This window comes from Comamonas sp. JUb58, from assembly GCF_004364775.1.
GTDB lineage: Bacteria > Pseudomonadota > Gammaproteobacteria > Burkholderiales > Burkholderiaceae_C > Comamonas.
This window is the reverse complement of record NZ_SOAL01000014.1, coordinates 1-20,663: the sequence shown is the minus strand read 5'-3', so window position 1 is coordinate 20,663 and position 20,663 is coordinate 1. Positions and strand designations below refer to the sequence as shown.

Genomic DNA, 20,663 nt, shown 5'->3' with positions numbered 1-20,663 from the left:
GCTCAGTCGATCAGCGCCGTCTCCAGCCCGGCGGCAATGCTGGCCAGGCCGGCAATCACGCAGACCGCACCCCAGAACTTGCGCAGCCAGCGGCGCTTGTTGGTGCTTGTAGTGGTATCGGGCTTCATGGCGTTCTCCTTGCCAAGTCTCAGGGGTTCAGTGTAAGCAGCGGTTGATCGGCGATCAAGCCAGGGCATAAAAAAAGCTGTCCACGCTTCTAGAGCGCGGGCAGCTTTTTGCTGGGCGGATGCCGGATTTATTCAGCAGCAGCAGCGCTGTCGTCGGCCTTGGTAGCGGCCGGCTCGGCCACATCGTCCTCGTCCGCCGCTTCGGGGGCAGCAGGCGCGGCTGCAGGGCGTGCAGCAATCGCCTTGGTCTGGGCGGCGCGGTGCAGGTGGCGTTCCACCGCAGCGGGGTGCATGCCGTACATGTCGGCAAACTCGGCCACGCTCTTGCCGCTGGCGGCATGGGCGGTGGCCAGGGCCTCGGCCTTGGCGTCGAACTCGGCCACTTCCTGCATGGCGGCTGCCAGCAGGGCCTGGGTTGCTTCATCCTTGACCTGGACCTTGGCCAGGAAGTCGTCGCGGCTCAGGTCGGAAGCGATGTAGGCCATGCCGATGCGGCGGCGCAGCTTGAGCTGCAGGTCTTCGCCATCGCGGGGCTTGCGGCGGCGGAAGGACTCCACCAGCGCATGGAACACGTGCTCGGGCGCCATCGCCTCCACCACCTGGCCTTGCAGGTTATGACGGGGCTGGCCCATGGCCACGGCGTTCAGGTAGCGGGTCGAGCGGGTATGCAGGCCCAGGGCCACCTTCAGCTCGTTCTTCTCGAAGGCATCGGGGTGGGCGGCCATCAGGTCCTGGAACACGCCACGCTTGAGCGGCAGCGGCTGGTCGCCAAACAGCGCAGGGTACAGACCTGCGAGCTTTTCCACCACGGGATGGCGTGGGCGCGGAGGCGCCTTGGGCGCCGCAGGGGCGGCCTGGCCACCATCACGGCGTGGGCCTCGGCCGCCAGCGCCCTGGCCTTCGCGGCGTGCGCCGTTGCCGGGCTTGTTGCTGCGGCGGGGGGCCTGGCCGCTGCGGGCGGGGCGCTCGCTGCGTGCCTGGCGTTGCACCGGCGCGGCATCGGCCTCGACCGGGGCAGGCGCAGCTGCCACTTCCAGCGCATGGCCCTTGGTGGCCGCGCGCAGCGCATCGGCCATGGCCGAGTTCAGCACCGGCGCTTGGCCTGCAGGACGCTCGCGGCGTTCCTGCTTGGGCTGGCGACGCGTATCACCGCCCGCTGCGGGCGCTGCCGCAGCTGGTGCCGGTGCGGAAGCATCAGAAGAGGTGGGGAGGGTCGGTTCGGTCATAAACAGAGGCTGGCGCAGAAAAAAGTGCAGACCCGCCATCAGCAGCTGCACCGGTAAAAAGCAAAACGCCCTGGATCACCCAAGGCAAGACTGCAAGTATAACGAATCAAGCCCATCACCAAGTAAGCAGCTGCACACCTTGCGTGGGCTTTCAGGCGCTGGCGGCGGCGCAGGTTTTCTACCCATCCATGCCATGCAAAACCTGCGCGCGCTGCAAGCGGAGATCAATAGGTGCCCGGGTACTCGCCCCCGTCGATCAGCCAGCTCTGCCCGGTTACATAGCCGGTGTGCTGCGACGCCAGGTAGGCGATGAGTGCGCCCACCTCCTCGGGCTGGCCAAAGCGGCCGGCGGGGTTGGCGGCCTCGCGGCTCTGGCGCACCTGGGCTGGCGAGCGGCCGCTTTGCTGGGCGAGCTTGTCGATGTGGCGGGCCTGCGCATCGGTGTCGAACGCGCCGGGCAGCACATTGTTGATGGTGACGTTGTGGCGCACCGTCTGGCGCGCCAGCCCAGCCACAAAGCCGACCAGACCTGAGCGCGCGCCATTGGACAGGCCCAACTCGGCATGCGCGGCCTTGACGCTGCGCGAGACGATATTGATGATGCGCCCGTAGCCGCGCTGCTGCATGCCATCGACCACGCGGCGCATCATGTCGATGGGGCCGACCATCATCATGTCCAGCGCCTCATGCCAGGTCTCGTCGCTCCAGTCGCGGAAGTCGCCGGGCGGGTAGCCGTCGGAGTTGTTGACCAGAATGTCCGGCTGCGGGCAGGCAGCCAGTGCGGCTTCACGGCCCGCCTTCTGGGTGATGTCGGCCACCACATAGCGCACCGGGCGGCCACACTCGGCTGACAAGGCCTGCGCCGCCGCCTGCAGGCTGCTTTCGGTGCGCGCGGCGATCACCACGTCCACCCCTTCCAGCGCCAGCTGGCGTGCCGCGGCATAGCCCATGCCCTTGCTGCCGCCCCAGACCAGCGCGGCCTTGCCCGTCAATCCCAGATCCATGGTGTTGCTCCTTAGCTCGGCTTAGTGTTGTTCGCTCAGCTCGGCCACAGCGGCCGCTTCGTTCTGGAAGATAAAGCTGTCGCTGTAGATCTTGTCCAGCGCCGCACCCGACAGGGCCATCAGCGCCTTGGCATCGGCAATCATATGGGGCGAGCCGCAGAGGTAGATCGAGTGCTCGGACAGGTCCTCGAAGTCCTCGGCAATGGCGTCCTGCACATAGCCGCGCCGGCCGGTCCAGCGGTCAGACGGGCGCGAGAGCACCGGCACAAAAGTGAACTCATAGAGCTGCCCAGCCCAGGCTGCGATCTCGTCGAGCAGGTACAGATCCGCCTCGCTGCGCATGCCCCAGTAGAAGTGGATCGGCGGGCAGTCGGCATCGCTCAGCAGCGATTCCAGAATCGCCTTGATCGGCGCAAAGCCGGTGCCGGTGGCGGCAAACACCATCGGCTGGTAATCCTGCGCGCGGTAGTAAAAGCTGCCATGAGGCAGCTCCACATCCAGCACATCGCCCACTGCCATCGTCGCCAGCAGGCCATCGGTAAAGCGCCCGCCGGCAATCTTGCGGATCTGCAGGCTGATGCGCCGGCCCTGTGGCGGCGTGGCCATTGAAAAGCTGCGGTGCTCGCCACCGGGCAGGCAGATGTTCAGGTACTGGCCCGGCACATAGCGCAGGCCATGGTCCTCGGGCAGGTCCAGCGCCAGGTGGTAGATATCGGGCGTGTGCATGCGCAGCTCGGCCACGGTGGCCTGCACCCGGGTGGCGGCGGAGCTGTCCGGCCCAGTTGCGATGCTGATGACCAAATCCGACTGCGCCCGGGCCTGGCAGGCCAGCGCATAGCCCTGGGCATGCTCCTCCTCGCCCATGGCCAGCGGCAGCTCGCCATCGGCATAGGCAAAAGCGCCCTCTTCCACCTTTATGCGGCAGGTGCCACAGCCGCCAAAAGTGCAGTCATGGGGCAGCGCCACGCCCTGGCGCGTGGCGGCGTCGAGCACCGATTCATCGGCACCCACGTCAAACGATTGCTGCGTCTGCAGCCACTGTACGCGGTAGTTCATCGCAGACCTCAGCTCGGTTGTCGCTGGCGCTTATTTCTTGATGTCGGCCTGCACCAGCACATCGGCTGCGGCGCCCAGGTGGTCTTTCAAGGCTTGCAAGGCGGCCACGCCACAGGCGGTGTCCTGCTCGCCATTGCCGCCCGACAGGCCTACGCCGCCAATCACCTCGCCGTTGACGACGATGGGGTAGCCGCCGACGAAGACCGCAAACTTGCCCTCAAAGCTCCACTGGATGCCAAAGGCCTCGTTGCCCGGCAGCGCCGGCCCATTGGGCAAGGTGTTGAACAGGTGCGTGGAGCGCTTGTGCCCTGCAGCGGTGAAGGCCTTGTTCCAGGCGATCTGTGGGCCGGTGACGCGGGCGCCATCCATGCGTTCAAGCACCAGCGGAAAGCCGCCTTCGTCGGTGATGCAGACCGTCTCGGTCACGCCAATTTCCTTGGCCTTGGCCAGTGCGGCCAGGGACATCACACGGGCTTCCGCCAGTTCCAGTTTCAGTGCGCTTTTCATCGTGTTTCCTCTTGCTGTCAGGGGTCAGATACCGCGGTAGACGGTCTTGATCTGGGTAAAAAATTCCAGGCCGGCGCGGCCCGATTCGCGGAAGGTGGAGGTGCTGGAGTTCTTCAGCCCGCCAAAGGGGGCGTTGACCAGGTTGCCGGTGGTCGTGCGGTTGATCTTGACGGTGCCCGCCTGGATCTCGTTGGTGAACACATGCATGTAGCGCGGGTTCATCGTGACGATGCTGGCCGACAGGCCGTACTGCGAGTCGTTGGCCTGGCGCAGCGCGTCGTCAAAATCGGCCACCTCGATGATCGCCAGCACCGGGCCAAAGATCTCTTCCTGCGCAATGCGCATGCTGTTTTTCACATCGGTGAAGACTGCGGGCGACAGGTAGTAGCCATGGTCGAACTCGCCACCGGTCAGCCGCTCGCCGCCGCAGAGCCAGCGTGCCTCGCTCTTGCCGATGTCGATGTAGCGCTGCACGGTCTGCAGCTGCTTTTCCGTCGCCAAGGGGCCCAGGTCCATGCCCGGCGCCATGCCGTTGCCGATCTTGAGCTGGGACACGCGCGTCAGCAACTTGTCGGTAAAGGCCGCCTTCACGCTGGGCACCACCAGGATGCGGCTGGTGCCGGTGCAGGCCTGGCCGGTCAGCGAGAAGCCGCCCTTGATCGCCAGGTCCACCGCCAGGTTCAGGTCGGCGTCCTCCATCACGATCAGCGGGTTCTTGCCACCCAGCTCCATCTGCAAGCGGGTAGACAGGTGCACGGTGCGGTGGATCTGGGTGCCGGCCGTCGTCGAGCCGGTGAACGAGATCGCGCGGATGGCCTGCGAATTGGTGATTACCGGGCCCACCTCGCCAGCGCGGCCGGTGACGCAGTTGACAACGCCTGCGGGCACGCCCGCCTTCTCCAGCGCCTCAACCAGGCGCAGGCCCGACAGCGGCGCATCCGACGAGGGCTTGAACACCACTGTGTTGCCGGTGATCAGCGCAGGCGCCAGTTTGCGCGCCGGGATGGACGCGGGAAAGTTCCAGGGCGAGATCACCGTCACCACGCCCAGCGGCTCGCGGTGGCTGAACACATGCAGGTTGGCATCGTCCTGCGGGTAGGTCTCGCCGCCCAAGGTCTGGCCTTCGGTGGCATAAAAACGAAAGGTTTGCGCGCTGCGCAGAAACTCGTCGCGCGCCTGGCTCAGCTGCTTGCCCTCCTCACGGGTCAGCTCCTGTGCAAACTGCTCCACGTTCTGTTCCAGGTAGCTGGCCGCGTCGTTGAGGATCTTGGCGCGCTTGCCAATGGGCAGTTTGCGCCAGCCATCAAAGGCTTTTTGCGCCGCCTGCACGGCCGCCTCGGCGTCCGCCGGGCCCGATGCCTGAAAACGCCCCACCACATCGCGGGTATCGGCGGGGTTGAGGTTGTCAAAGGTGCTGCCCAGCAGGCAGGGCACCCAGGCGCCGTCGATATAGTTCAGAAACGTTTGCACGGTGTCAGCCATGGTGGAGAGGTCTTGGAGAGGTGAGGGGTCGGTCACAGCGGCGGCCGTCAGGGGCGCGCCGCTGCGCGGGGCAAGGGGGTGCAGCAAGGCTCAGGCGGCCAGCAGCTCTTCCTGCGAGATCTGCAGGTCCTTGGCCACGTAGTCGTGGTAGAGCGCCGTGGTGTAGAGCAGGCGCATCTGGGCACCGATCTCGCAGATGCGCAGGCACTTGGCTTGCAGCTCGGGCGTGTTGGCATGCTCCAGCACGATCTGGTAGCCGCGCTCACCATGGATTTCGTCAGAGACGATGTGCAGGTCAAAGAACTCGACCTCTTCATCGGTGAAGCCGTACTTGTCACGCAGGGTGGGCGTCTGCTTGCGGTAGATCGACGGCACCTGCGACTCCAGGCCCACGACCAGGCCAGCCACCGCGACCACTGGGTCTTCGCGCATCGCAATCGCATAGCACCAGGACTGCAGGCCGCGCGTGGTGGGCGACATGTTGTTGGGGTCCACCACGCGCTCACGCGTCGTGCCGCAGGCCTCGGCAAAGCGGATCAGCAGATCGGTGTGGCGGTCGCCACCAATCTCTTCCTCATACATATTGGCCAGCAGAAAGTCCTTGGCCTCCGTCATATGGTCTGGCGTGCGGGCGTACAGATAGCCCAGGTAGTCGGCAAACGGGCCCACATAGTGGTAGTGGTTCTCGGCCCAGCGCGCCAGGTGCTCACGGCTCAGGCGGCCAGTGGCCCAGGCCACGCTGAAAGGGGCCTTGTTGGCGCTTTTGCCCTTGATCGCATTCTCAAGCGCAGCGCGGAATTCGTCGCGGTTCATCAGTGTTTGGGTCATGGCGGGTTCCTCTGAAATGTTGGGGTCGTCGCCAAGTCAAACCGATCCAAGCGACGGAGTTAGAATACTGTATACAGAATACGAGGTCAATGTTTTCACACCCCATTCATCCCTAGTGCTTACCCCTAGCGCTGTTAATCTCAAAGTCTTCACGCGTCACCGCAGAGCTACAAGCAGTTGATATTCATTCATTTTCAATTGCTACAGTCAGCTCCCAATTCCCCCTGCATCACGTTATCCCTAATACATACACAAGATCCGTTTGTATACAGTATACGTAATTGCAATGCGGAGGATGCCATGCCCCAGATCACCTTTCACAAGAACGGCCAGACCTTCCAAGGCGAGGTCAAGACCGGCGCCAACCTGGTGGTGCGCGCGGGGATCAAGCAGTTCCCCTTTCCCCACCTGGCCTACCAGTGCGGCATGGGCAAGTGCGCCACCTGCGCCTGCAAGGTGCTAGCGGGGGCTGAGCACCTGCCGGCGCCGAACTGGAAAGAAAAGAAGCAGCTGGGCGCACACCTGGACGAGGGCTTTCGCCTGGTCTGCCAACTCTGGCCCGAGCACGACCTGGAGCTGGAGCAAGTGCCGCTGCCGGCCAGCCCCGCCAGCGCGACCCAAGCCGCAGGCACAGCGCCCGCCACCCCTGTCGTCTGAGGAATGCCCATGTTTGTGATCTTGACCAGCAAGCCCGGCCAGTACCGCACGCAGCCCAATGCCGACATTGCGCTGTGCGAAGCCTGGGACTACCACTTCTGCGGTCGCCTGCTGGCCCACTTTGCCGTGGGCGAGCTGCTGCGCGAAACCAAGGTGCAGGTGATCGAAGAAGGCCCTGGCGGCACCACCAACCGGGTGCCGTCCAAGTTTCTGGAGCGCTTTGACTCGCTGGAGCAAGCTCGCCAGGAGCTGCAGCACCTGTGCCAGTTCGGCGCGCTTGACGCCACCCTGACAGCAGCACCCCTCCCCGCCCCTTCTGCCGCCTGATTGCCTCGTATGCCCACCATCACCTTTGTCAGCAACGACAACAAGACTGTCGAAGCCCCGGAAAACAGCAACCTGCTGCGCGTGTCGCTGCGCGAGAAAGGCGGCATCCCCTTCAAATGCGGCGGCGGCCTCTGCGGCACCTGCAAATGCCGCATCGAGGAAGGCCTGGCCCACACCGATGCCATCAAGGCCAAGGAGCGCAAGCATTTCAGCGATGAAGAGTTTGCCCAGGGCCACCGCCTGGCCTGCCAGACCTTTGTCAACGGCGACATCAAGGTCAGCTGGGTGCCCCGGCCATGAGCGCCTGGACCGCCATGGCCGAGCACCTCTCCTGGGGCCGCTACCTGGCCATGGGGCTGATGGTGCTCGCCGGCGCCGCCATGCAGGGCGTGGGCGGCCTGGGCTATGCGATGTTCTGCGCGCCGCTGGCGGCGATCTTTTTCCCCGAACTGGTGCCCGGCCCCTTGCTGGCCGTGGGTGCACCGCTGGCCTTGCTGGCGTATCTGCGTGAGCGCGATGCCCTCAACCGCCAGGTCGCTGCGGCCACCTTGGTGGGCCGGGTCATCGGCACCTTTGCCGCCGCCGGGCTGCTGGTGCTGTTCAGCGCCCATGCGCTGTCCATTCTGTTTGCCGTGCTGATCCTGGCCGCCGTCAGCCTCAGCACCCTGGGCTGGCGCGTGCAGCCCAGCACCACCAACCTGTCGATTGCCGGTGTGGCCAGCGGCATCATGGGCACCATCACCGCCGCGGGCGGCCCGCCGTTTGCGATCGCGATGCAGCACCTGGCGCCGGCCACGATGCGCTCCACCCTGGGCGTGGTCTTTTTTGCCGGCACCATCGTCTCGCTCACCGCCCTGGCCTGGGTGGGGCGCATGGACAGCGGCCAATGGCTGCTCAGCCTGGTGCTGCTGCCCTGGATGCTGGGCGGCTTTCTGGCCTCCAACCGCCTGGCCCGCCATATCTCCAAGGCCACCATCCGCCGCTGGCTGCTGGGCACCGCCGCCGTCAGCGCCTGCATCATCCTGCTGCGCGTCTGGCTCTGATTTTCACCCCCACTCCACCACACACCATGCTGCACATCACCGATGCCATGGTGGACACCCTGGTGTCCACCGACCAAGCCCTGCAGGCCATGCACAGCGCCTTTGCCGCCTTTGGCGCGGGCGAGGCGGCCATGCAAGCGCGCGAGCGCACCGATGCCGGGGGCGCCAAGCTCTCCACCCTGGGGGCCGTCATTCCCGCGCAAGGCGTGACCGGCGCCAAGGTCTACACCACCATTGCCGGCCAGTTCAACTTTGTCATCCTGCTGTTCTCGACCGAGACCGGCGCGCCGCTGGCCACCTTGGATGCCAATGCCATCACGCGCCTGCGCACCGCTGCCACCACGGTGCTGGTGGCCCAGTATCTGGCACCTGCCAATGCGCGCCATCTGTTTCTGTGCGGCGCCGGCGTGCAAGGCCTGGCCCATGCGCAGCAGATGGTGCAGCACTTCGGCCTGCAGCACATCGATGTGTTCGACCCCTATGCGCCCGAGGGGTTGGATGCACGGCTGGCGCAGCTGACCGGTTTGCCCGAAGCTCAGATCCGCCGCGTGGCGCACACCCAGGGCGTGGGCGAGGCCGACATCATCGTGACCGCCTCACGCGCCAAGGAGCCGCTCTTCAACGGTGCGCATGTCGCCCCCCATGCGCTGGTAGCGGCCATTGGCTCCAGCCTGCCCCACACCCGCGAGCTCGACGATGCCTTGCTGGCGCGCGCACAGCTGATTGCGGTGGAATGGAAAAAGCAGGCGACCAGCGAAGCGGGCGACCTGGTGCGGGCCGACCCGGGCCTGTCGCTGGCGGGCAAGCTGGTGGAGCTGGGCGATATCGTCAGCGGCCGCTATGCGGTCAGCGCGCAGCCGGGCATCCGGCTGTACAAGGCCGTGGGCGTGGGATTGGAAGATATTGCGCTGGCTGGTGTGGCCTACCAGAACTACCTGGCCAGCAAGTCGTAACGGCAGACCTCAGGGCTCGATGCCGGCCGCGTTGTAGATATGGCGCGCGGCCAGCAGGCCGGCCAGCTCCGGATCGCCCTTGATGACGGCGCGCAGGATGGCCGCATGCTCTTCCCAGTTCTGGGGCGCACGCGCCTGGCTGCGGGGCGCAAACAGCACTTCGGTGCGGTCGCGCAAGGACAGCATCACCTCTTGCAGCACCGAGTTGGCGGCGATCTTGCCCAGCGCCAGGTGGAACTTCTGGTTCAGCACGGCCAGCACATCGCCATCGCCCGAATGGGCGTTCTTTGTGCCTTCGGCCAGCAAGGCCTCCAGCGCGGCAATCTGCTCGGGGTCATGGCGCTTGGCGGCCAGGCGCGCGTTGAGCGCTTCCAAGGTGGCGCGCACCTCCACCAGCTCTCGCAGCAGATCGCCATGGAACTTGGCCACCGATGCGCCACGCCGGGGCTCGATGATCACCAGTCCACTGGCGGCCAATTGGCGCAAGGCCTCGCGCACAGGCATGCGCGAAACCGAAAACTCCTCGGACAGACGCTCCTCCACCAGCCGCTCCCCTGAGGCGAGCTCGCCAGACATGATCTTCTCGCGCAAGGCCTCCACCAGCTGCTGGGTCAGCGGCGAGTGGTTGAGTCCAGGTTTTTTGTCTCCGTTGGCAATGGGCATGAAAGTCGGTCCGTTCGGTACGTTGCAAGCCCGGGCGGCGTCATCGGCTGCAATGCGCCACCCTGGGTCGCGCTCAGTTTACATGCCCAGCAAGGGTTTGCAGCGTCTTCGCCTTGCCTTGTATACAGAAATCGGCGTTCAGCGCTGGGCGCGGCGGATCTCCGCCAGCGAGCGCGTATCCTGCATCGCCTGCGCCCAGAGGCGGCCCGGCTCCAGCTCTGCCAGGCGCTTGGCCTGCCAGCGCACAAAGGCGTTTTCGATGGCCGACAGCCAGCCCAACGACGCGGGCAGCAAGGCCTGGCGGGGCTCGCGCAGAGCCAGCAGATCGGCTTGCGGGGCAGCAATGGCTTGGGAAGCGGTGTTCTTCATGGATAAGCTCCTGGATGACTTAGCAATTACCCTAGTGTATCCAGTGTACAAATCCATGTCCTTGATCTGGATTCATAACCATGCGCTATCCAAGCCTTTGATGTGCCTTGGAAATTCACGCCAATACAAGGCTTTTGCAATGCACATCAGCGGGACCCACAGCGCCTGCAATCTGACATCTCAGGCCAGAAATCACCTTCTTTGTATACGAAAAAGGAGATTTTTTGAATTTAACCCTGGTTTATTAGATGCTGCGATGCAATATTTCTGGTATTCCCTGATGATTTTTTGATTCATTGTATTTAGTATACAAATTGGCTGTTTAAACATACCAAGGAGTAGCCACGATGGATCCGTCAGTCTCTATAGGCCCTGCGCACTGGGCCTACCTCGCCGGGGTGCTGGTCATCATTTTGACCATGGCCTTCCGCGCCAATGTGGTGGTGCCATCGATACTGGCCACCGTCGTCGTGGCCTTCGCCTGGAGCGGCAGCTTCATCACGGGGATTGGAAGCATATTCAGTGCCAGCATGGTGGCCGCCAAGGAGCTGTTCAACATCTTTCTGATCATTGCGCTGATGACGGCTTTGCTCAACGCGCTCAAGGACCTGGGCTCGGACATCCGCATGGTCAAGCCCTTCCGCGCGGTGATGAAAAACGGCCATATGGCCTATTTCATCCTGGCGCTGGTCACCTACCTGATCTCGCTGTTCTTCTGGCCCACGCCAGCCGTGCCGCTGGTGGCAGCGGTGCTGCTGCCGGCAGCGATTGCGGCGGGCCTGCCGCCCATCGCTGGGGCAATGGCCATTGCGATTGCCGGCCAGGGCATGGCGCTGTCGTCCGACTATGTGATTGGCGTGGCACCGGGCATCAGTGCCAAGGCCGCGGGCGGCATCAGCGCCGTGGCGGTGGCCGACAAGGCGCTGCTGCTGTCCTGGGTGGTCGGCATGATTGCGCTCTTCCTGTCGTACTTCAAGGTGCGCAAGCTCATCGTGCCCAGCGACAACGCCCTGCTGGAGCGCTGGGAGCTGAACCCGGCGGGCATCAGCGCACAGATCGCGGGTGCAGGCGCCTTTGACAAGGCCGAGATCGCCAAGGGCACCGCCCATGACAGCGACCTAGGCACCAATTCGGAGCTGGAAGCCGAGCTGCGCAAGACCCAGCCACTGGCCTCGGCCTCCAAGCTGTTTGCCGTCGTCACGCCGCTGGCCTTTCTGGTGGTGATTCTGGTGATGGTGGCGCCCAAGTTCACCACCAGCGTGCCCGAGCTCAAGGGCGGCGATGCCGCCATGCTGATCGGCGGCGTGGCTGCGCTGCTGATGATCTGGGCCACCACTGCCGCGCGGGGCTTTCGCAAGATGCTCGATGGCGCGGCCGACCACATCACCGATGGCTTTGTCTTTGCGTTCAAGGCCATGGGCGCGGTGCTGCCGATTGCCGGCTTCTTCTTCATCGGCTCGCATGAGACGGCCGGCCCCATTCTGGGCATTGCCGCCGGCCAGCCCGTGCCCGATCTGCTGTTCGAGCTGGTCAAGGCCAGCCAGCACCTGATTCCCGACAGCCAGCTGCTGGTGTCCTTTGGTGTGCTGCTGATGGGCATGATCACCGGCATTGATGGTTCAGGCTTTGCCGGCCTGCCGCTGACCGGCACCTTGTCCGGCGCACTCGGCCCGGCCTCGGGCATGGATGTATCGGCGCTGGCCGCCCTGGGTCAGATGGGCGCGGTGTGGACCGGTGGCGGCACCTTGATCGCCTGGTCCTCGCTGATCGCAGTCGCAGGCTTTGCGCGGGTGAATGTGCTGGAGCTGGCCCGGGCGCTGCTGATACCGGTGGTGCTGGGTCTGATGGCGGCCGTCTTCACCGCTGTCGCTCTTTGGGGCGCTTGAGATGGCGCAGTTGCACCGCCAGGACGCGCCAGGCGCAGCAGGCGTACTGGGCCAGGGCGCAATGGTCGCCACCGGCCACCCGCTGGCCGCAGCGGCCGCGCAGGCCCAGCTGCGGCAGGGCGGTTCGGCTGTCGATGCTGCGATTGCCGCCGATGCGGTGCTGGGCGTGGTTGAGCCGATGGCCACCGGCGTGGGCGGCGACCTGCTGGCCATGCTGGTGCCGCCGGGCCAGGCCCCGCTGGCCTACAACGGCACCGGGCGTGCGCCCCAGGCGTTGACGGCCGATCTGGTCGAGGCCCTGCCCCAGCGCCGCATCCCCGAGCGCCATCCGCTCTCCGTCACCACGCCCGGCGTGGTGCAAGGCTGGTGGGATCTGCACCAGCGCTTTGGCAAACGCCCCTGGGCGCAGCTGTTCGATGACGCCGTGCAGGCCGCCAGCCAGGGCTTTGCGGTGGCCCCCGTGGCTGCCCGTGAATGGGCGCTGTTCCAACCGGTGATTGCCCGCGATGCCGCCAGCGCCGCCCTGTACCGTGCCGATGCCCCGCCCCGCGCGGGCGAGCGCTTTGCAAACCCCGCGCTGGCCCGCTTGCTACAGGCCGTAGCTGCGCAGGGGCCGCAAGCCTTTTATGCAGGCGCCATCCCCGCTGCCTGTGCGGCCGCCGTGCAAGCAGCGGGCGGCGTGTTGGCCGCTGCAGATTTCAGTGCCCACCAGGGCAACTTCTGCACGCCAGTCAGCACCTTGTTTCGCGGCGCCACCATCTACGAATGCCCGCCCAACACCCATGGCGTGGCTGTGTTGCATGCACTGACCGCCATGCAGGACCAGTCCATCGACATGGCCAGCGCTGCCACCCAGGTCGCGCTGGTGCAGGCGATGGAAGCGGCCATGGCCCATGCCCAGCAGACCGTGGCCGACCCGGCCGGCAATACCGTATGCACCACCGTGGTCGATGGCGATGGCCTGGCCATCAGCCTGATGAGCAGCGTGTTCAAGCGCTTTGGCTCGGGCATCGGCGTGGCAGAAGGCGGCTTTGTGCTGCAGAACCGGGGCCATGGCTTTTCGCAGCCTGGCCATATCAATGGTCCGGCGCCAGGCAAGCGGCCGTACCACACGGTGGTGCCGGGCGCGGCGACGCGCAATGGCCAATTCCTCGGTGTGTTTGGTGTGGTGGGCGGCGCGATGCAGCCCCAAGGCCAGGTGCAGCTGCTGTGCCGCATGCTGGCCGGCGGCGAGGCACCGCAGCCCGCCTTGAACCAGCCGCGCTGGCGCCTGGAAGGTGGCCGGGTGCTGGCGGTGGAAGCCGGCATGCCGCCCGCGATTACCGCTGCGCTGCGGGCCCAGGGCTACCGCGAACCGAGTGGCGAAGGCGAGCTGGGCGGGCGCAGCGACTTTGGTGGCGCGCAGTGCATCTGGCGCCTGCCCGATGGCCAGCTCTGCGGCGCTTCCGACCAGCGCAAGGACGGCCTGGCACTGGCCGTCTGAGCCGCTTCAGCGCTGGGCCTTGGCGGGCACCAGCGCCTCGTCGATCACCTCGATCCAGTGGCGCACCGGCACATCGGTGCCCGACTGCAGATGCGAGATGCAGCCGATATTGGCCGACAGAATCGCGGCAGGTGGTGCATCGCTGCAGGCCTGGTTCAGGGTGCCGATCTTGCGGTCGCGCAGCTGGTGCGCAATCTCGGGTTGCAGCAAGGAATAGGTACCGGCCGAGCCGCAGCACAGGTGCGATTCCACCCGCGAGACGCGGATGTCAAAACCCAGGCGGCGCAGACTCGCCTCCACCCCGCCGCGCAGCTTTTGGCCATGTTGCAAGGTGCAGGGCGGGTGGTAGGCCAGCGGGGCCTCGGGCAGGTTCAGCTGGCCCTGCAGGCGCTGCTCCAGCTCGGGCTGCATGTCGGGCAGCAGCTCGCACAAATCACGCGCCAGCGCGCCAATCGCTGCGGCCCGTGCGGCATAGGCCGGGTCATGGCGCAGCAGGTGGCCGTAGTCCTTCAGCATCACGCCGCAGCCCGAGGCCGTGGTCACAATCGCCTCGACCTGCTGGCTCTCCACATGCGGCCACCAGGCATCGATATTGGCCCGCGCCTGCGCCAGCGCGCCCTGCGGGTCGCTCAGGTGCTGCTGCACCGCGCCACAGCAGGCAGCGGCCGGCGTGATCAAGGTCTGGATGCCCACGGCATCCAGCACCCGCGCAGCGGCGGCATTGATATTGGGCAGCATCACCGGCTGCACGCAGCCGGCCAGCATCAGCACCTTGCGCTCATGGGCACGCGTCGGCCACTTGCCGGCACGCGGCACGCGCGCCAGCTTGGCCTTCAGCGCGGCAGGCAGCACCGGGCGGGCCAGCCGGCCCAGCGCCAGCGCCGGTCCAAAGGCCTTGGACACCATGCCCTTGCGCAGCGCCCAGCGCTGCAGGCGCTCGGCCGTCGGGCGCTCCACCTTCTGGTCAACGATGTGGCGGCCAATGTCGAGCAGCTTGCCGTATTGCACGCCGCTGGGGCAGGTCGATTCGCAGTTGCGGCAGGTCAGGCAGCGGTCCAGATGGGTCTGGGTCTTGCGCGTGGGCTCCTGGCCTTCGAGCACCTGCTTGATCAGGTAGATGCGGCCACGCGGGCCGTCGAGCTCATCGCCCAGCAGCTGGTAGGTGGGGCAGGTGGCGGTGCAAAAGCCGCAATGCACGCACTTGCGCAGAATGGCCTCGGCCTCCTGGCCTTCGGGGGTGTCTTTGAATTCGGGGGCTAATTGGGTTTGCATGGTGCAGGGGTGCCTCGATTAGCTTAGCTCAACGCCCAGTCGCCCAGGCGGCCGGGATTGAAGATGCCGTGGGGGTCGAACGCCTGCTTGAGCCGCTGCTGCACCTGGCGCAGCGCGGGCGAGGCGGGCGTAAAACCAAAATCATCGGATGCGACCAGGCCCACCTGGGGGCCGGGACGGAAACACACGGCGCTGCCGCCCACACTGGCGGCCAACGCCTGCAAGGCCTGGGCATGCTGCATGGGGGCCTGCACCCAGCGCAGTGCGCCGCCCCATTCCATCAGCGGCTGCAGGCCTTCTTCGGTGCAGGGCAGCACCGGCGTGGTGGCTGGCAGCGACAGGCGCCACAGCGCATGGCTCGGGTCCATATCGCTGAACCAGGGCAGTTGCTGCTCGCGGCAGGCCAACCAGGCGGCATCGGCCTGGCCGTGGTCGAGCATGGTGCCGCCCATGCCATCCAAGGCCGACTGCACCGCTGCCACAGCACCGCGCAGCCGCACCAGCAGATGGCCTTGTTCACCATCGCCGGATTGCTGCCACAGACTGGCATTGATAGGCAGCGGCTTGGCGCGCCAGGCCGAGAGTTTGTCCAGCGCCTGCTGCGCCGTGCATTCGTAGTACAGGGTGGCCTGCGCGCGCTGCATCGGCAGCACCTTGAGGCTGATGTCGGTCAGCAGGCCCAGGGTGCCCCAGGCACCGGCCATCAGGCGCGACACGTCATAGCCCGCGACATTTTTCATCACCTGGCCGCCAAAGCGCAGCAGCTCGCCCTGGCCATTGATCAGCTCCAGGCCCAGGATGTAGTCACGCACGGCACCCACCGCCGCCCGCGAGGGGCCGGACAGACCGGCCGCCACCATGCCACCGACCGTGGCGCCCGGGCCAAAATGCGGTGGGTCAAACGCCAGGCACTGGCCGCATTCGGCCAAGGCCTGCTCCAGCGCCGCCAGCGGCGTGCCGGCCCGCACCGTCACGACCAGCTCACTGGGCTCGTAGCTGATGATGCCGCTGTAGCTGCGGGTGTCGAACACCTCGCCGCCCAGGCGTGCACCATAAAAATCCTTGCTGCCACCGCCCCGGATGCGCAGCGGCGTCTTGTGGGCATGGGCGGATCGAACGCGCTCCTGCCAATCGAGCACGGTGGGGGGAAGAGAGGCAGCCACAGCTTGGTCCATGGCCCCATGGTAGCGACAGTTGCGCCCGGCGTACGGCGCTCAAGTTAGATGGGGGACTGAGGGCGGTTGATGAAGGCCGCTATTTGAGTCATGGCGCCATCAAACCTGGATGGGCTTAAACCCGTGTTGGGGATATTTAATATTGGAACTAGAAGCGAGGCGACTCGAACTATCAGTGAGCATCACAATTCTTCATATACTTCATTAATTTAATAACTATAACAAATATATAAATTAGTAATGAATACAACGAGAAAATTACAAGAACCAGAGTGTAGTAAATTTCATTAGGATCTATTAAATACACCGAATCACTAGGATTTTTTGGATTGTATTTTATCGCTATTGATCTTCCATCGCGCTTCATCTCCTCAAGCTGAAGTCTCTGGCTATTGCTAATTTCAGCCTTAGGGATCCCTTCTGCCTCTAATTTTGAATTGATGTAGTAATGCCCACCGACTTTATATTTGTATTTCATATGAAGCAAACTATTTTTAACAACTAGTTCTTCAATAGATGCATCATTCGCATGCCACTGGTGAATTTTTCTATAAGCATTTATACTCTGAAAAGAGAAATTAGATAAGATTAATGCACAAAATAACCCGATTAAAAAAACAACCAGACCGTAAATACCTCTAGGCCAAAGCACTTGCTCAATTATTTCGATATGAAATTGATATTTATTCACATTTAGGCTCACATGTAAGGCTTGGCGACTCATCCTACATCCATCCCAAAAGGCTCATATCAGCAATTATTGGTTGGACTGCACCGGTTTCATCTATCGCGAAACGCTTTTGAAGCGCTCGGTGTGGATCAGGCATTAGCGTTTATTTTTCTTGGTAGCAGTTGGCTGGTGCCGCATATCCGCACTTTCCAGCTATCAATAAAAACATTCCTTGTTTTTCGCCTATAGATGTAATCGCAATGAGACCAACCTCTTTAGTGTAAATAAACCTCAACTTATGCACCTCGAAATCGCTATCTATCAAGTAAGCAAGATATTTTGCACCTAAAATAGATCTATTACTTATTCCTGAATAGTGTATTTCGCATTATCAAAAACCCAAGACTCCATATGTCTATTTAATTTTTTTGGTACCGCAAATTTAAAATTATCGGTATTAAAACAATAAAAGCCACTAGCTTTTTGGCAAAATTCAACATTGCCGACCGAGTGATACCATGCGCTATAACTAGGGTTGCCATTCAAGAGAAATTGATTTTCTGGATATTTGATATCAAAATAAATCCAATCTTGGGCATTGGACAAATTAGAAATCATCAAAATGATTACCGAGATAACAAACTTAGTCATACGCGTGAGATCTCTTCAAGGGTCGAGAAATCATCGAGCGTAAAGTTCGCATAGTCACCAGACCTTTGCTACTGGATGAATAAAAATATTTCACGTATATACACCTATTAATGATACATATTCCCTTATCTTAAAATAGCACTGAAATCAATACTCTCACTACTGTTATAGCGATAGGAGCATCGATCTAACCACTACATCCATAGCGCAAGTTTACGCAGCATTCTTTCTCTCGACCAAGCAAGAATAAAGCACTCAGAAGCGCATTTCGGTAATTAGTTATTGCGCCGACAGCCGGCCTCATAACTTAATCCATTCTCTCTTATCTCGTTTTTAATATAAATTAACTTCTGATTGTAAATTGCTGCTCGCGTAATCCATCCATCATCTGACGAAGGTTCGAAATAGCGCAGATAACTACTAGAAGCCACATACTTTCCAATTTCTTTTCCAATATAGTCTTTTGAAGAATAAGGGGGGAATACACAAATGTAATCATATTTAAAATTAATCCCTCTACTACCCTGAAGCAAAACAATCAAAATACAAAGGAAAATATATAAAATCACATTCAAAATTTTCATGGTATTTTTATTGTTGTATCAAGTAAACCGGTGGTTTTATCAATAAACCAAAGCTCCCCATTCCCCAACTTCTCATCACATCTCATCTCACAATCATTTTTATCATTCGAGAAAGCTGAGCACTCACGACCTTTGTTATTATTGTGATAATCCATAATTTCTTCTTTTTTAGGTTGTTTTCGTTTTTCTGTACCGTAGACCTCATGGGTATCACCTACTTTTTTAGCCTGATCGACACCCATTCGCAGACTCATTATGCAGGACCAGTAGCAATGTCTAAATGCATCTCCCGTCCCATTATGAAGCTCGTGGTTTGGAAATTTCTCCTGAGACCTTCTTAATGCCTCTGTATTATCAGCCCTAGTATTCCATGCATCTAATGGTCCAATATTCCAAATATGAGCAAGCTCTTCTACAAGACCTAAAGGATCAGATTTCATTAATGGACTACGAACATATCCACTTGTTTGGATCCCTCCGAGCAAACCAATAGGGTCTTGGTTTATATAATCACCGTCTCCCGGCTCATAATACCGATGCCGGTTGTAATAAAGCCCCGTCTCCCCATCCGCATGCTGCCCCGGCAGCCGAATCGGCTGGTACAGCTCACCCGGGTTATGCTCCGCCCGCACATTCCCCCAGGCATCTAATTGCACCGCCCAATCCAGCCGGCTGTCTTCCCGGATCAGCGCATTGGGCGTTCCCAGGTGGTCGCACAGGTAGTGGCGGATTTCGACTTTTTCTGCAGCTGCTTTGCGTTGGACGCTCAACGTTTGCTCGTACTCCTGCAGCTGCTCGCGCATAAAGATCTGCACATCCTTGGACATGGACTTAAAGGCGATGTTCTGGGGCAGCGTGGCGCTGAGCTCTTTGATATCTGCCAGGGCTTTGCGCAAGGCGTCTTGCACTACGCCTGGTGAGGTGTTGGCAAGCAGTTGTTCGCCCAGGTCTAAGGGAGCTTTGGCGGCTCTGCGTAGTTGGATGAGTGGGGTAAACGACCCGGGCTCGTAGATGGTGTGGATGACTTCGGGTTGCGCATTGCCGCCGTCATCTTTGGCGCTGTTGAAGCGTTCGGTGTGGATCAGGCGGTCTCCGTCCCATCCGAAGTAGTCTGTCTCGCTCAGGTCGCCTGATTCTGAGTTCGCCGGCATGCTGTATTTGGCCAGTCGCCGTCCAAAGGCGTCGTAGCGGTACTGCTGGGCGGTCTGTTTTTCGTTGGTTGTGACGACCACCTGCACCAACTGGTTGCCACTGTCATACATCAGCTCCAGCTTGCGGCCCGTGGCCTCGTCCAAACTCTGTACCCGATTGCCTCGGCTGTCGTACTGGTAGTGGATCTTTGCCCCTTGGCTACTCACATCTTCCTGGTTCTCGTAATAGCCCACGCGGTTGCCGGCCCAACGTTTGCTGATGTGCAGCGGCTGGTTGCTGCTGGGGTCAGGATCCGCCTGGAGCGGGTTGAAGTCGCTGCGCAGCAGCTGCTCTTTGGTGATGGGGTTGGCTTGGACTGCGGCGCGTTGCTGGGCTCTGAGGCGGTCGGTTTCGTTGAGGTGGCCGGTGATGGCGTCTGGGGTGGTGGGCTTAGTCTCAGGACCAGCGATAGGAAGGCGATTGCCTGCTGGGTCAAACTGCCAGCGCTGCGAGCCGGCATGCGGTGTATGCGCGCCTGTCAGGCGTCCTGCCCCGTCGTAGGCAAAGCGGCTGATGCCGGCATGGCTGCGCATGCCGACCATCTGGCCCAGGCTGTCGTAGTAGTACTGGCGGGCGGTCATGGCGCCCAGCAGCGTTGGCGGGACGCGTTTGGGGGCTTGCCCGCCGGGCATGGACAGCATGTCATCCAGCGCACTCCCTTGTTCCAACCCCATCCACTGCATCGTTTCCATGCGCCCTGCTGCATCCCAGCTGAGCTTGCGGTAGAGCGGTTTGGCGATGCTCTCGCCGGGCGCTTGGCTATTGATGTCGGTGAGAACTTGGCGGTGAATCTCTCGGTGCAGCGCGTCGCGCTCAAAGTTCACCAGGCTCTCGCCTTGCCAGGTGATGTCGTGTACGTGGCCTGCGCCGTAGAGCAGGTAGCCCACTTCGCCCAGGCCTTGGAGCCGGCTGCCTTGGCGGTTGCCCAGGGCGTCTAGCTGGTGGCTGATGCGGTGTTCGAACTCAATCTCGGGGGTAAAGAACCGGTCTTGCAGGTCATCCGGGGTGGAGGTTTTGTAGAGACGCTGGACTTCGCCGATGACTCGGCCTGCTGCATCGCGCTCGATGACGGCCTGGCTTTGCAGGATGCCTTCTGGGGCTGGATGCTGGTTTGGGCCTTCGCTGCCGGTTTGTATTTGGTGCCAAACGCTGGCATTCAGCAATTCACCGACCTTGCCCCATTCATAGCGCTGTGTGGAAGCCGGCAACAAGTCCGTCGCTGGCAGATAGCGAGCAGCGAGTTGGCCAGTTATTGTCCATTCGTAGTGGCTGGTGTGTTCAGCCAGGCTTTGTTCTGCGGCCCATCCATCACTGGATTGGACAAGCTGGCCAGCCGCGTCGTATTGGTAGCTCTGCACCCGGGCGTCGAACCCGGTTTCTTGGGCCAAGCGGTCCATCACATCCCACGCAAAACGGGTGTGCTCGCCGTTCTCGTTGGTGAGCTGGGTCAGGCGCCCTGCTTTGTCGTAGGCAAAGCCTAGGTGTTGGCCCGCGTGGCTGCGCTGTAC

General features: G+C 62.1%; 22 protein-coding genes. 7 read left to right on the top strand and 15 right to left on the bottom strand.

Annotation, left to right across the window (positions count from 1 at the left end; translation table 11 throughout):
* Positions 1 to 2: 2 nt before the first annotated feature.
* The 7 genes from EDF71_RS25580 to EDF71_RS15765 form a co-directional block, all read right to left on the bottom strand.
* Positions 3 to 128 carry a hypothetical protein gene (locus tag EDF71_RS25580; RefSeq protein ID WP_279586293.1) on the bottom strand — a complete coding sequence of 42 codons (126 nt, stop codon included), beginning with the start codon at positions 126 to 128 and terminating at the stop codon, positions 3 to 5.
* Between the two features lie 128 nt (positions 129 to 256).
* Positions 257 to 1,354: a ProQ/FINO family protein gene (locus EDF71_RS15790; protein ID WP_347876674.1), complete on the bottom strand. Its 1,098-nt coding sequence runs from the start codon at positions 1,352 to 1,354 to the stop codon at positions 257 to 259.
* A gap of 224 nt (positions 1,355 to 1,578) precedes the next feature.
* The gene (locus EDF71_RS15785) at positions 1,579 to 2,358 is read right to left on the bottom strand and encodes an SDR family oxidoreductase (protein ID WP_133857537.1); all 780 of its coding nucleotides are present in this window, start codon (positions 2,356 to 2,358) and stop codon (positions 1,579 to 1,581) included.
* Between the two features lie 21 nt (positions 2,359 to 2,379).
* A complete protein-coding gene (locus tag EDF71_RS15780; protein ID WP_133857536.1) occupies positions 2,380 to 3,414 on the bottom strand; it encodes a 2Fe-2S iron-sulfur cluster-binding protein in 1,035 nt (344 codons plus the stop codon).
* Between the two features lie 30 nt (positions 3,415 to 3,444).
* Entirely contained in the window at positions 3,445 to 3,921 is a 477-nt protein-coding gene (locus EDF71_RS15775; protein ID WP_133857535.1) for a heme-binding protein, read from the bottom strand.
* Between the two features lie 24 nt (positions 3,922 to 3,945).
* The gene (locus tag EDF71_RS15770) at positions 3,946 to 5,403 is read right to left on the bottom strand and encodes an aldehyde dehydrogenase family protein (protein ID WP_133857534.1); all 1,458 of its coding nucleotides are present in this window, start codon (positions 5,401 to 5,403) and stop codon (positions 3,946 to 3,948) included.
* 90 nt (positions 5,404 to 5,493) lie between these two features.
* Positions 5,494 to 6,231, bottom strand: a complete 738-nt coding sequence (locus tag EDF71_RS15765) for an iron-containing redox enzyme family protein (RefSeq protein WP_133857533.1) — start codon at positions 6,229 to 6,231, stop codon at positions 5,494 to 5,496.
* Between the two features lie 300 nt (positions 6,232 to 6,531).
* On the opposite strand from EDF71_RS15765, the gene EDF71_RS15760 reads away from it, so the two are divergent.
* The 5 genes from EDF71_RS15760 to EDF71_RS15740 are packed head-to-tail and all read left to right on the top strand — an operon-like array spanning position 6,532 to position 9,211.
* The gene (locus tag EDF71_RS15760) at positions 6,532 to 6,888 is read left to right on the top strand and encodes a 2Fe-2S iron-sulfur cluster-binding protein (RefSeq protein WP_133857532.1); all 357 of its coding nucleotides are present in this window, start codon (positions 6,532 to 6,534) and stop codon (positions 6,886 to 6,888) included.
* Positions 6,889 to 6,897: 9 nt separating this feature from the next.
* Positions 6,898 to 7,215 (top strand): ferredoxin, encoded by a 318-nt coding sequence (locus tag EDF71_RS15755; RefSeq protein WP_133857531.1) that lies wholly within the window; start codon positions 6,898 to 6,900, stop codon positions 7,213 to 7,215.
* Positions 7,216 to 7,224: 9 nt separating this feature from the next.
* Positions 7,225 to 7,515 carry a 2Fe-2S iron-sulfur cluster binding domain-containing protein gene (locus tag EDF71_RS15750; RefSeq protein ID WP_133857530.1) on the top strand — a complete coding sequence of 97 codons (291 nt, stop codon included), beginning with the start codon at positions 7,225 to 7,227 and terminating at the stop codon, positions 7,513 to 7,515.
* Entirely contained in the window at positions 7,512 to 8,258 is a 747-nt protein-coding gene (locus EDF71_RS15745) for a sulfite exporter TauE/SafE family protein (protein WP_243854330.1), read from the top strand. Before EDF71_RS15750 ends, EDF71_RS15745 begins: the two co-directional genes overlap by 4 nt.
* A gap of 26 nt (positions 8,259 to 8,284) precedes the next feature.
* The gene (locus tag EDF71_RS15740; RefSeq protein ID WP_133857529.1) at positions 8,285 to 9,211 is read left to right on the top strand and encodes an ornithine cyclodeaminase family protein; all 927 of its coding nucleotides are present in this window, start codon (positions 8,285 to 8,287) and stop codon (positions 9,209 to 9,211) included.
* A 9-nt stretch (positions 9,212 to 9,220) separates the two neighbouring features.
* On the opposite strand, the gene EDF71_RS15735 is transcribed toward EDF71_RS15740, so the two are convergent.
* Positions 9,221 to 9,874 (bottom strand): GntR family transcriptional regulator, encoded by a 654-nt coding sequence (locus tag EDF71_RS15735; RefSeq protein ID WP_021024713.1) that lies wholly within the window; start codon positions 9,872 to 9,874, stop codon positions 9,221 to 9,223.
* Positions 9,875 to 10,012: 138 nt separating this feature from the next.
* Positions 10,013 to 10,243: a hypothetical protein gene (locus EDF71_RS15730; protein WP_133857528.1), complete on the bottom strand. Its 231-nt coding sequence runs from the start codon at positions 10,241 to 10,243 to the stop codon at positions 10,013 to 10,015.
* 347 nt (positions 10,244 to 10,590) lie between these two features.
* Here EDF71_RS15730 and EDF71_RS15725 point away from each other — a divergent pair, with 347 nt between their 5' ends.
* On the top strand, positions 10,591 to 12,129 hold the full coding sequence (locus EDF71_RS15725) for a hypothetical protein (protein WP_133857527.1): 1,539 nt from the start codon (positions 10,591 to 10,593) through the stop codon (positions 12,127 to 12,129).
* Between the two features lies 1 nt (position 12,130).
* Complete coding sequence (locus tag EDF71_RS15720) at positions 12,131 to 13,612, top strand: gamma-glutamyltransferase (RefSeq protein WP_133857526.1); 1,482 nt, start codon at positions 12,131 to 12,133, stop codon at positions 13,610 to 13,612.
* Positions 13,613 to 13,618: 6 nt separating this feature from the next.
* Here the strand turns inward: EDF71_RS15720 and glcF are convergent, their stop codons facing one another.
* From glcF to EDF71_RS15690, 6 genes are all read right to left on the bottom strand, one after another.
* Positions 13,619 to 14,884: a glycolate oxidase subunit GlcF gene (glcF, locus tag EDF71_RS15715; RefSeq protein WP_133857525.1), complete on the bottom strand. Its 1,266-nt coding sequence runs from the start codon at positions 14,882 to 14,884 to the stop codon at positions 13,619 to 13,621.
* A 23-nt stretch (positions 14,885 to 14,907) separates the two neighbouring features.
* The gene (glcE, locus tag EDF71_RS15710; protein WP_133857524.1) at positions 14,908 to 16,059 is read right to left on the bottom strand and encodes a glycolate oxidase subunit GlcE; all 1,152 of its coding nucleotides are present in this window, start codon (positions 16,057 to 16,059) and stop codon (positions 14,908 to 14,910) included.
* A gap of 172 nt (positions 16,060 to 16,231) precedes the next feature.
* On the bottom strand, positions 16,232 to 16,783 hold the full coding sequence (locus tag EDF71_RS15705) for a DUF3592 domain-containing protein (protein WP_133857523.1): 552 nt from the start codon (positions 16,781 to 16,783) through the stop codon (positions 16,232 to 16,234).
* Between the two features lie 309 nt (positions 16,784 to 17,092).
* Positions 17,093 to 17,380 (bottom strand): hypothetical protein, encoded by a 288-nt coding sequence (locus EDF71_RS15700; RefSeq protein WP_133857522.1) that lies wholly within the window; start codon positions 17,378 to 17,380, stop codon positions 17,093 to 17,095.
* 275 nt (positions 17,381 to 17,655) lie between these two features.
* Entirely contained in the window at positions 17,656 to 17,964 is a 309-nt protein-coding gene (locus EDF71_RS15695) for a hypothetical protein (protein ID WP_133857521.1), read from the bottom strand.
* On the bottom strand, positions 17,961 to 20,663 hold a 2,703-nt coding region (locus EDF71_RS15690), incomplete at its 5' end, for an RHS repeat-associated core domain-containing protein (protein WP_133857520.1). The genes EDF71_RS15690 and EDF71_RS15695, both read right to left, overlap by 4 nt.

Coding starts and splice junctions, on each gene's coding strand:
- EDF71_RS25580 (WP_279586293.1), bottom strand. CDS start 128: ATGAAGCCCGATACCACTACAAGCACCAACAAGCGCCGCTGGCTGCGC.
- EDF71_RS15790 (WP_347876674.1), bottom strand. CDS start 1,354: ATGACCGAACCGACCCTCCCCACCTCTTCTGATGCTTCCGCACCGGCA.
- EDF71_RS15785 (WP_133857537.1), bottom strand. CDS start 2,358: ATGGATCTGGGATTGACGGGCAAGGCCGCGCTGGTCTGGGGCGGCAGC.
- EDF71_RS15780 (WP_133857536.1), bottom strand. CDS start 3,414: ATGAACTACCGCGTACAGTGGCTGCAGACGCAGCAATCGTTTGACGTG.
- EDF71_RS15775 (WP_133857535.1), bottom strand. CDS start 3,921: ATGAAAAGCGCACTGAAACTGGAACTGGCGGAAGCCCGTGTGATGTCC.
- EDF71_RS15770 (WP_133857534.1), bottom strand. CDS start 5,403: ATGGCTGACACCGTGCAAACGTTTCTGAACTATATCGACGGCGCCTGG.
- EDF71_RS15765 (WP_133857533.1), bottom strand. CDS start 6,231: ATGACCCAAACACTGATGAACCGCGACGAATTCCGCGCTGCGCTTGAG.
- EDF71_RS15760 (WP_133857532.1), top strand. CDS start 6,532: ATGCCCCAGATCACCTTTCACAAGAACGGCCAGACCTTCCAAGGCGAG.
- EDF71_RS15755 (WP_133857531.1), top strand. CDS start 6,898: ATGTTTGTGATCTTGACCAGCAAGCCCGGCCAGTACCGCACGCAGCCC.
- EDF71_RS15750 (WP_133857530.1), top strand. CDS start 7,225: ATGCCCACCATCACCTTTGTCAGCAACGACAACAAGACTGTCGAAGCC.
- EDF71_RS15745 (WP_243854330.1), top strand. CDS start 7,512: ATGAGCGCCTGGACCGCCATGGCCGAGCACCTCTCCTGGGGCCGCTAC.
- EDF71_RS15740 (WP_133857529.1), top strand. CDS start 8,285: ATGCTGCACATCACCGATGCCATGGTGGACACCCTGGTGTCCACCGAC.
- EDF71_RS15735 (WP_021024713.1), bottom strand. CDS start 9,874: ATGCCCATTGCCAACGGAGACAAAAAACCTGGACTCAACCACTCGCCG.
- EDF71_RS15730 (WP_133857528.1), bottom strand. CDS start 10,243: ATGAAGAACACCGCTTCCCAAGCCATTGCTGCCCCGCAAGCCGATCTG.
- EDF71_RS15725 (WP_133857527.1), top strand. CDS start 10,591: ATGGATCCGTCAGTCTCTATAGGCCCTGCGCACTGGGCCTACCTCGCC.
- EDF71_RS15720 (WP_133857526.1), top strand. CDS start 12,131: ATGGCGCAGTTGCACCGCCAGGACGCGCCAGGCGCAGCAGGCGTACTG.
- glcF (WP_133857525.1), bottom strand. CDS start 14,884: ATGCAAACCCAATTAGCCCCCGAATTCAAAGACACCCCCGAAGGCCAG.
- glcE (WP_133857524.1), bottom strand. CDS start 16,059: ATGGACCAAGCTGTGGCTGCCTCTCTTCCCCCCACCGTGCTCGATTGG.
- EDF71_RS15705 (WP_133857523.1), bottom strand. CDS start 16,783: ATGAGTCGCCAAGCCTTACATGTGAGCCTAAATGTGAATAAATATCAA.
- EDF71_RS15700 (WP_133857522.1), bottom strand. CDS start 17,380: ATGACTAAGTTTGTTATCTCGGTAATCATTTTGATGATTTCTAATTTG.
- EDF71_RS15695 (WP_133857521.1), bottom strand. CDS start 17,964: ATGAAAATTTTGAATGTGATTTTATATATTTTCCTTTGTATTTTGATT.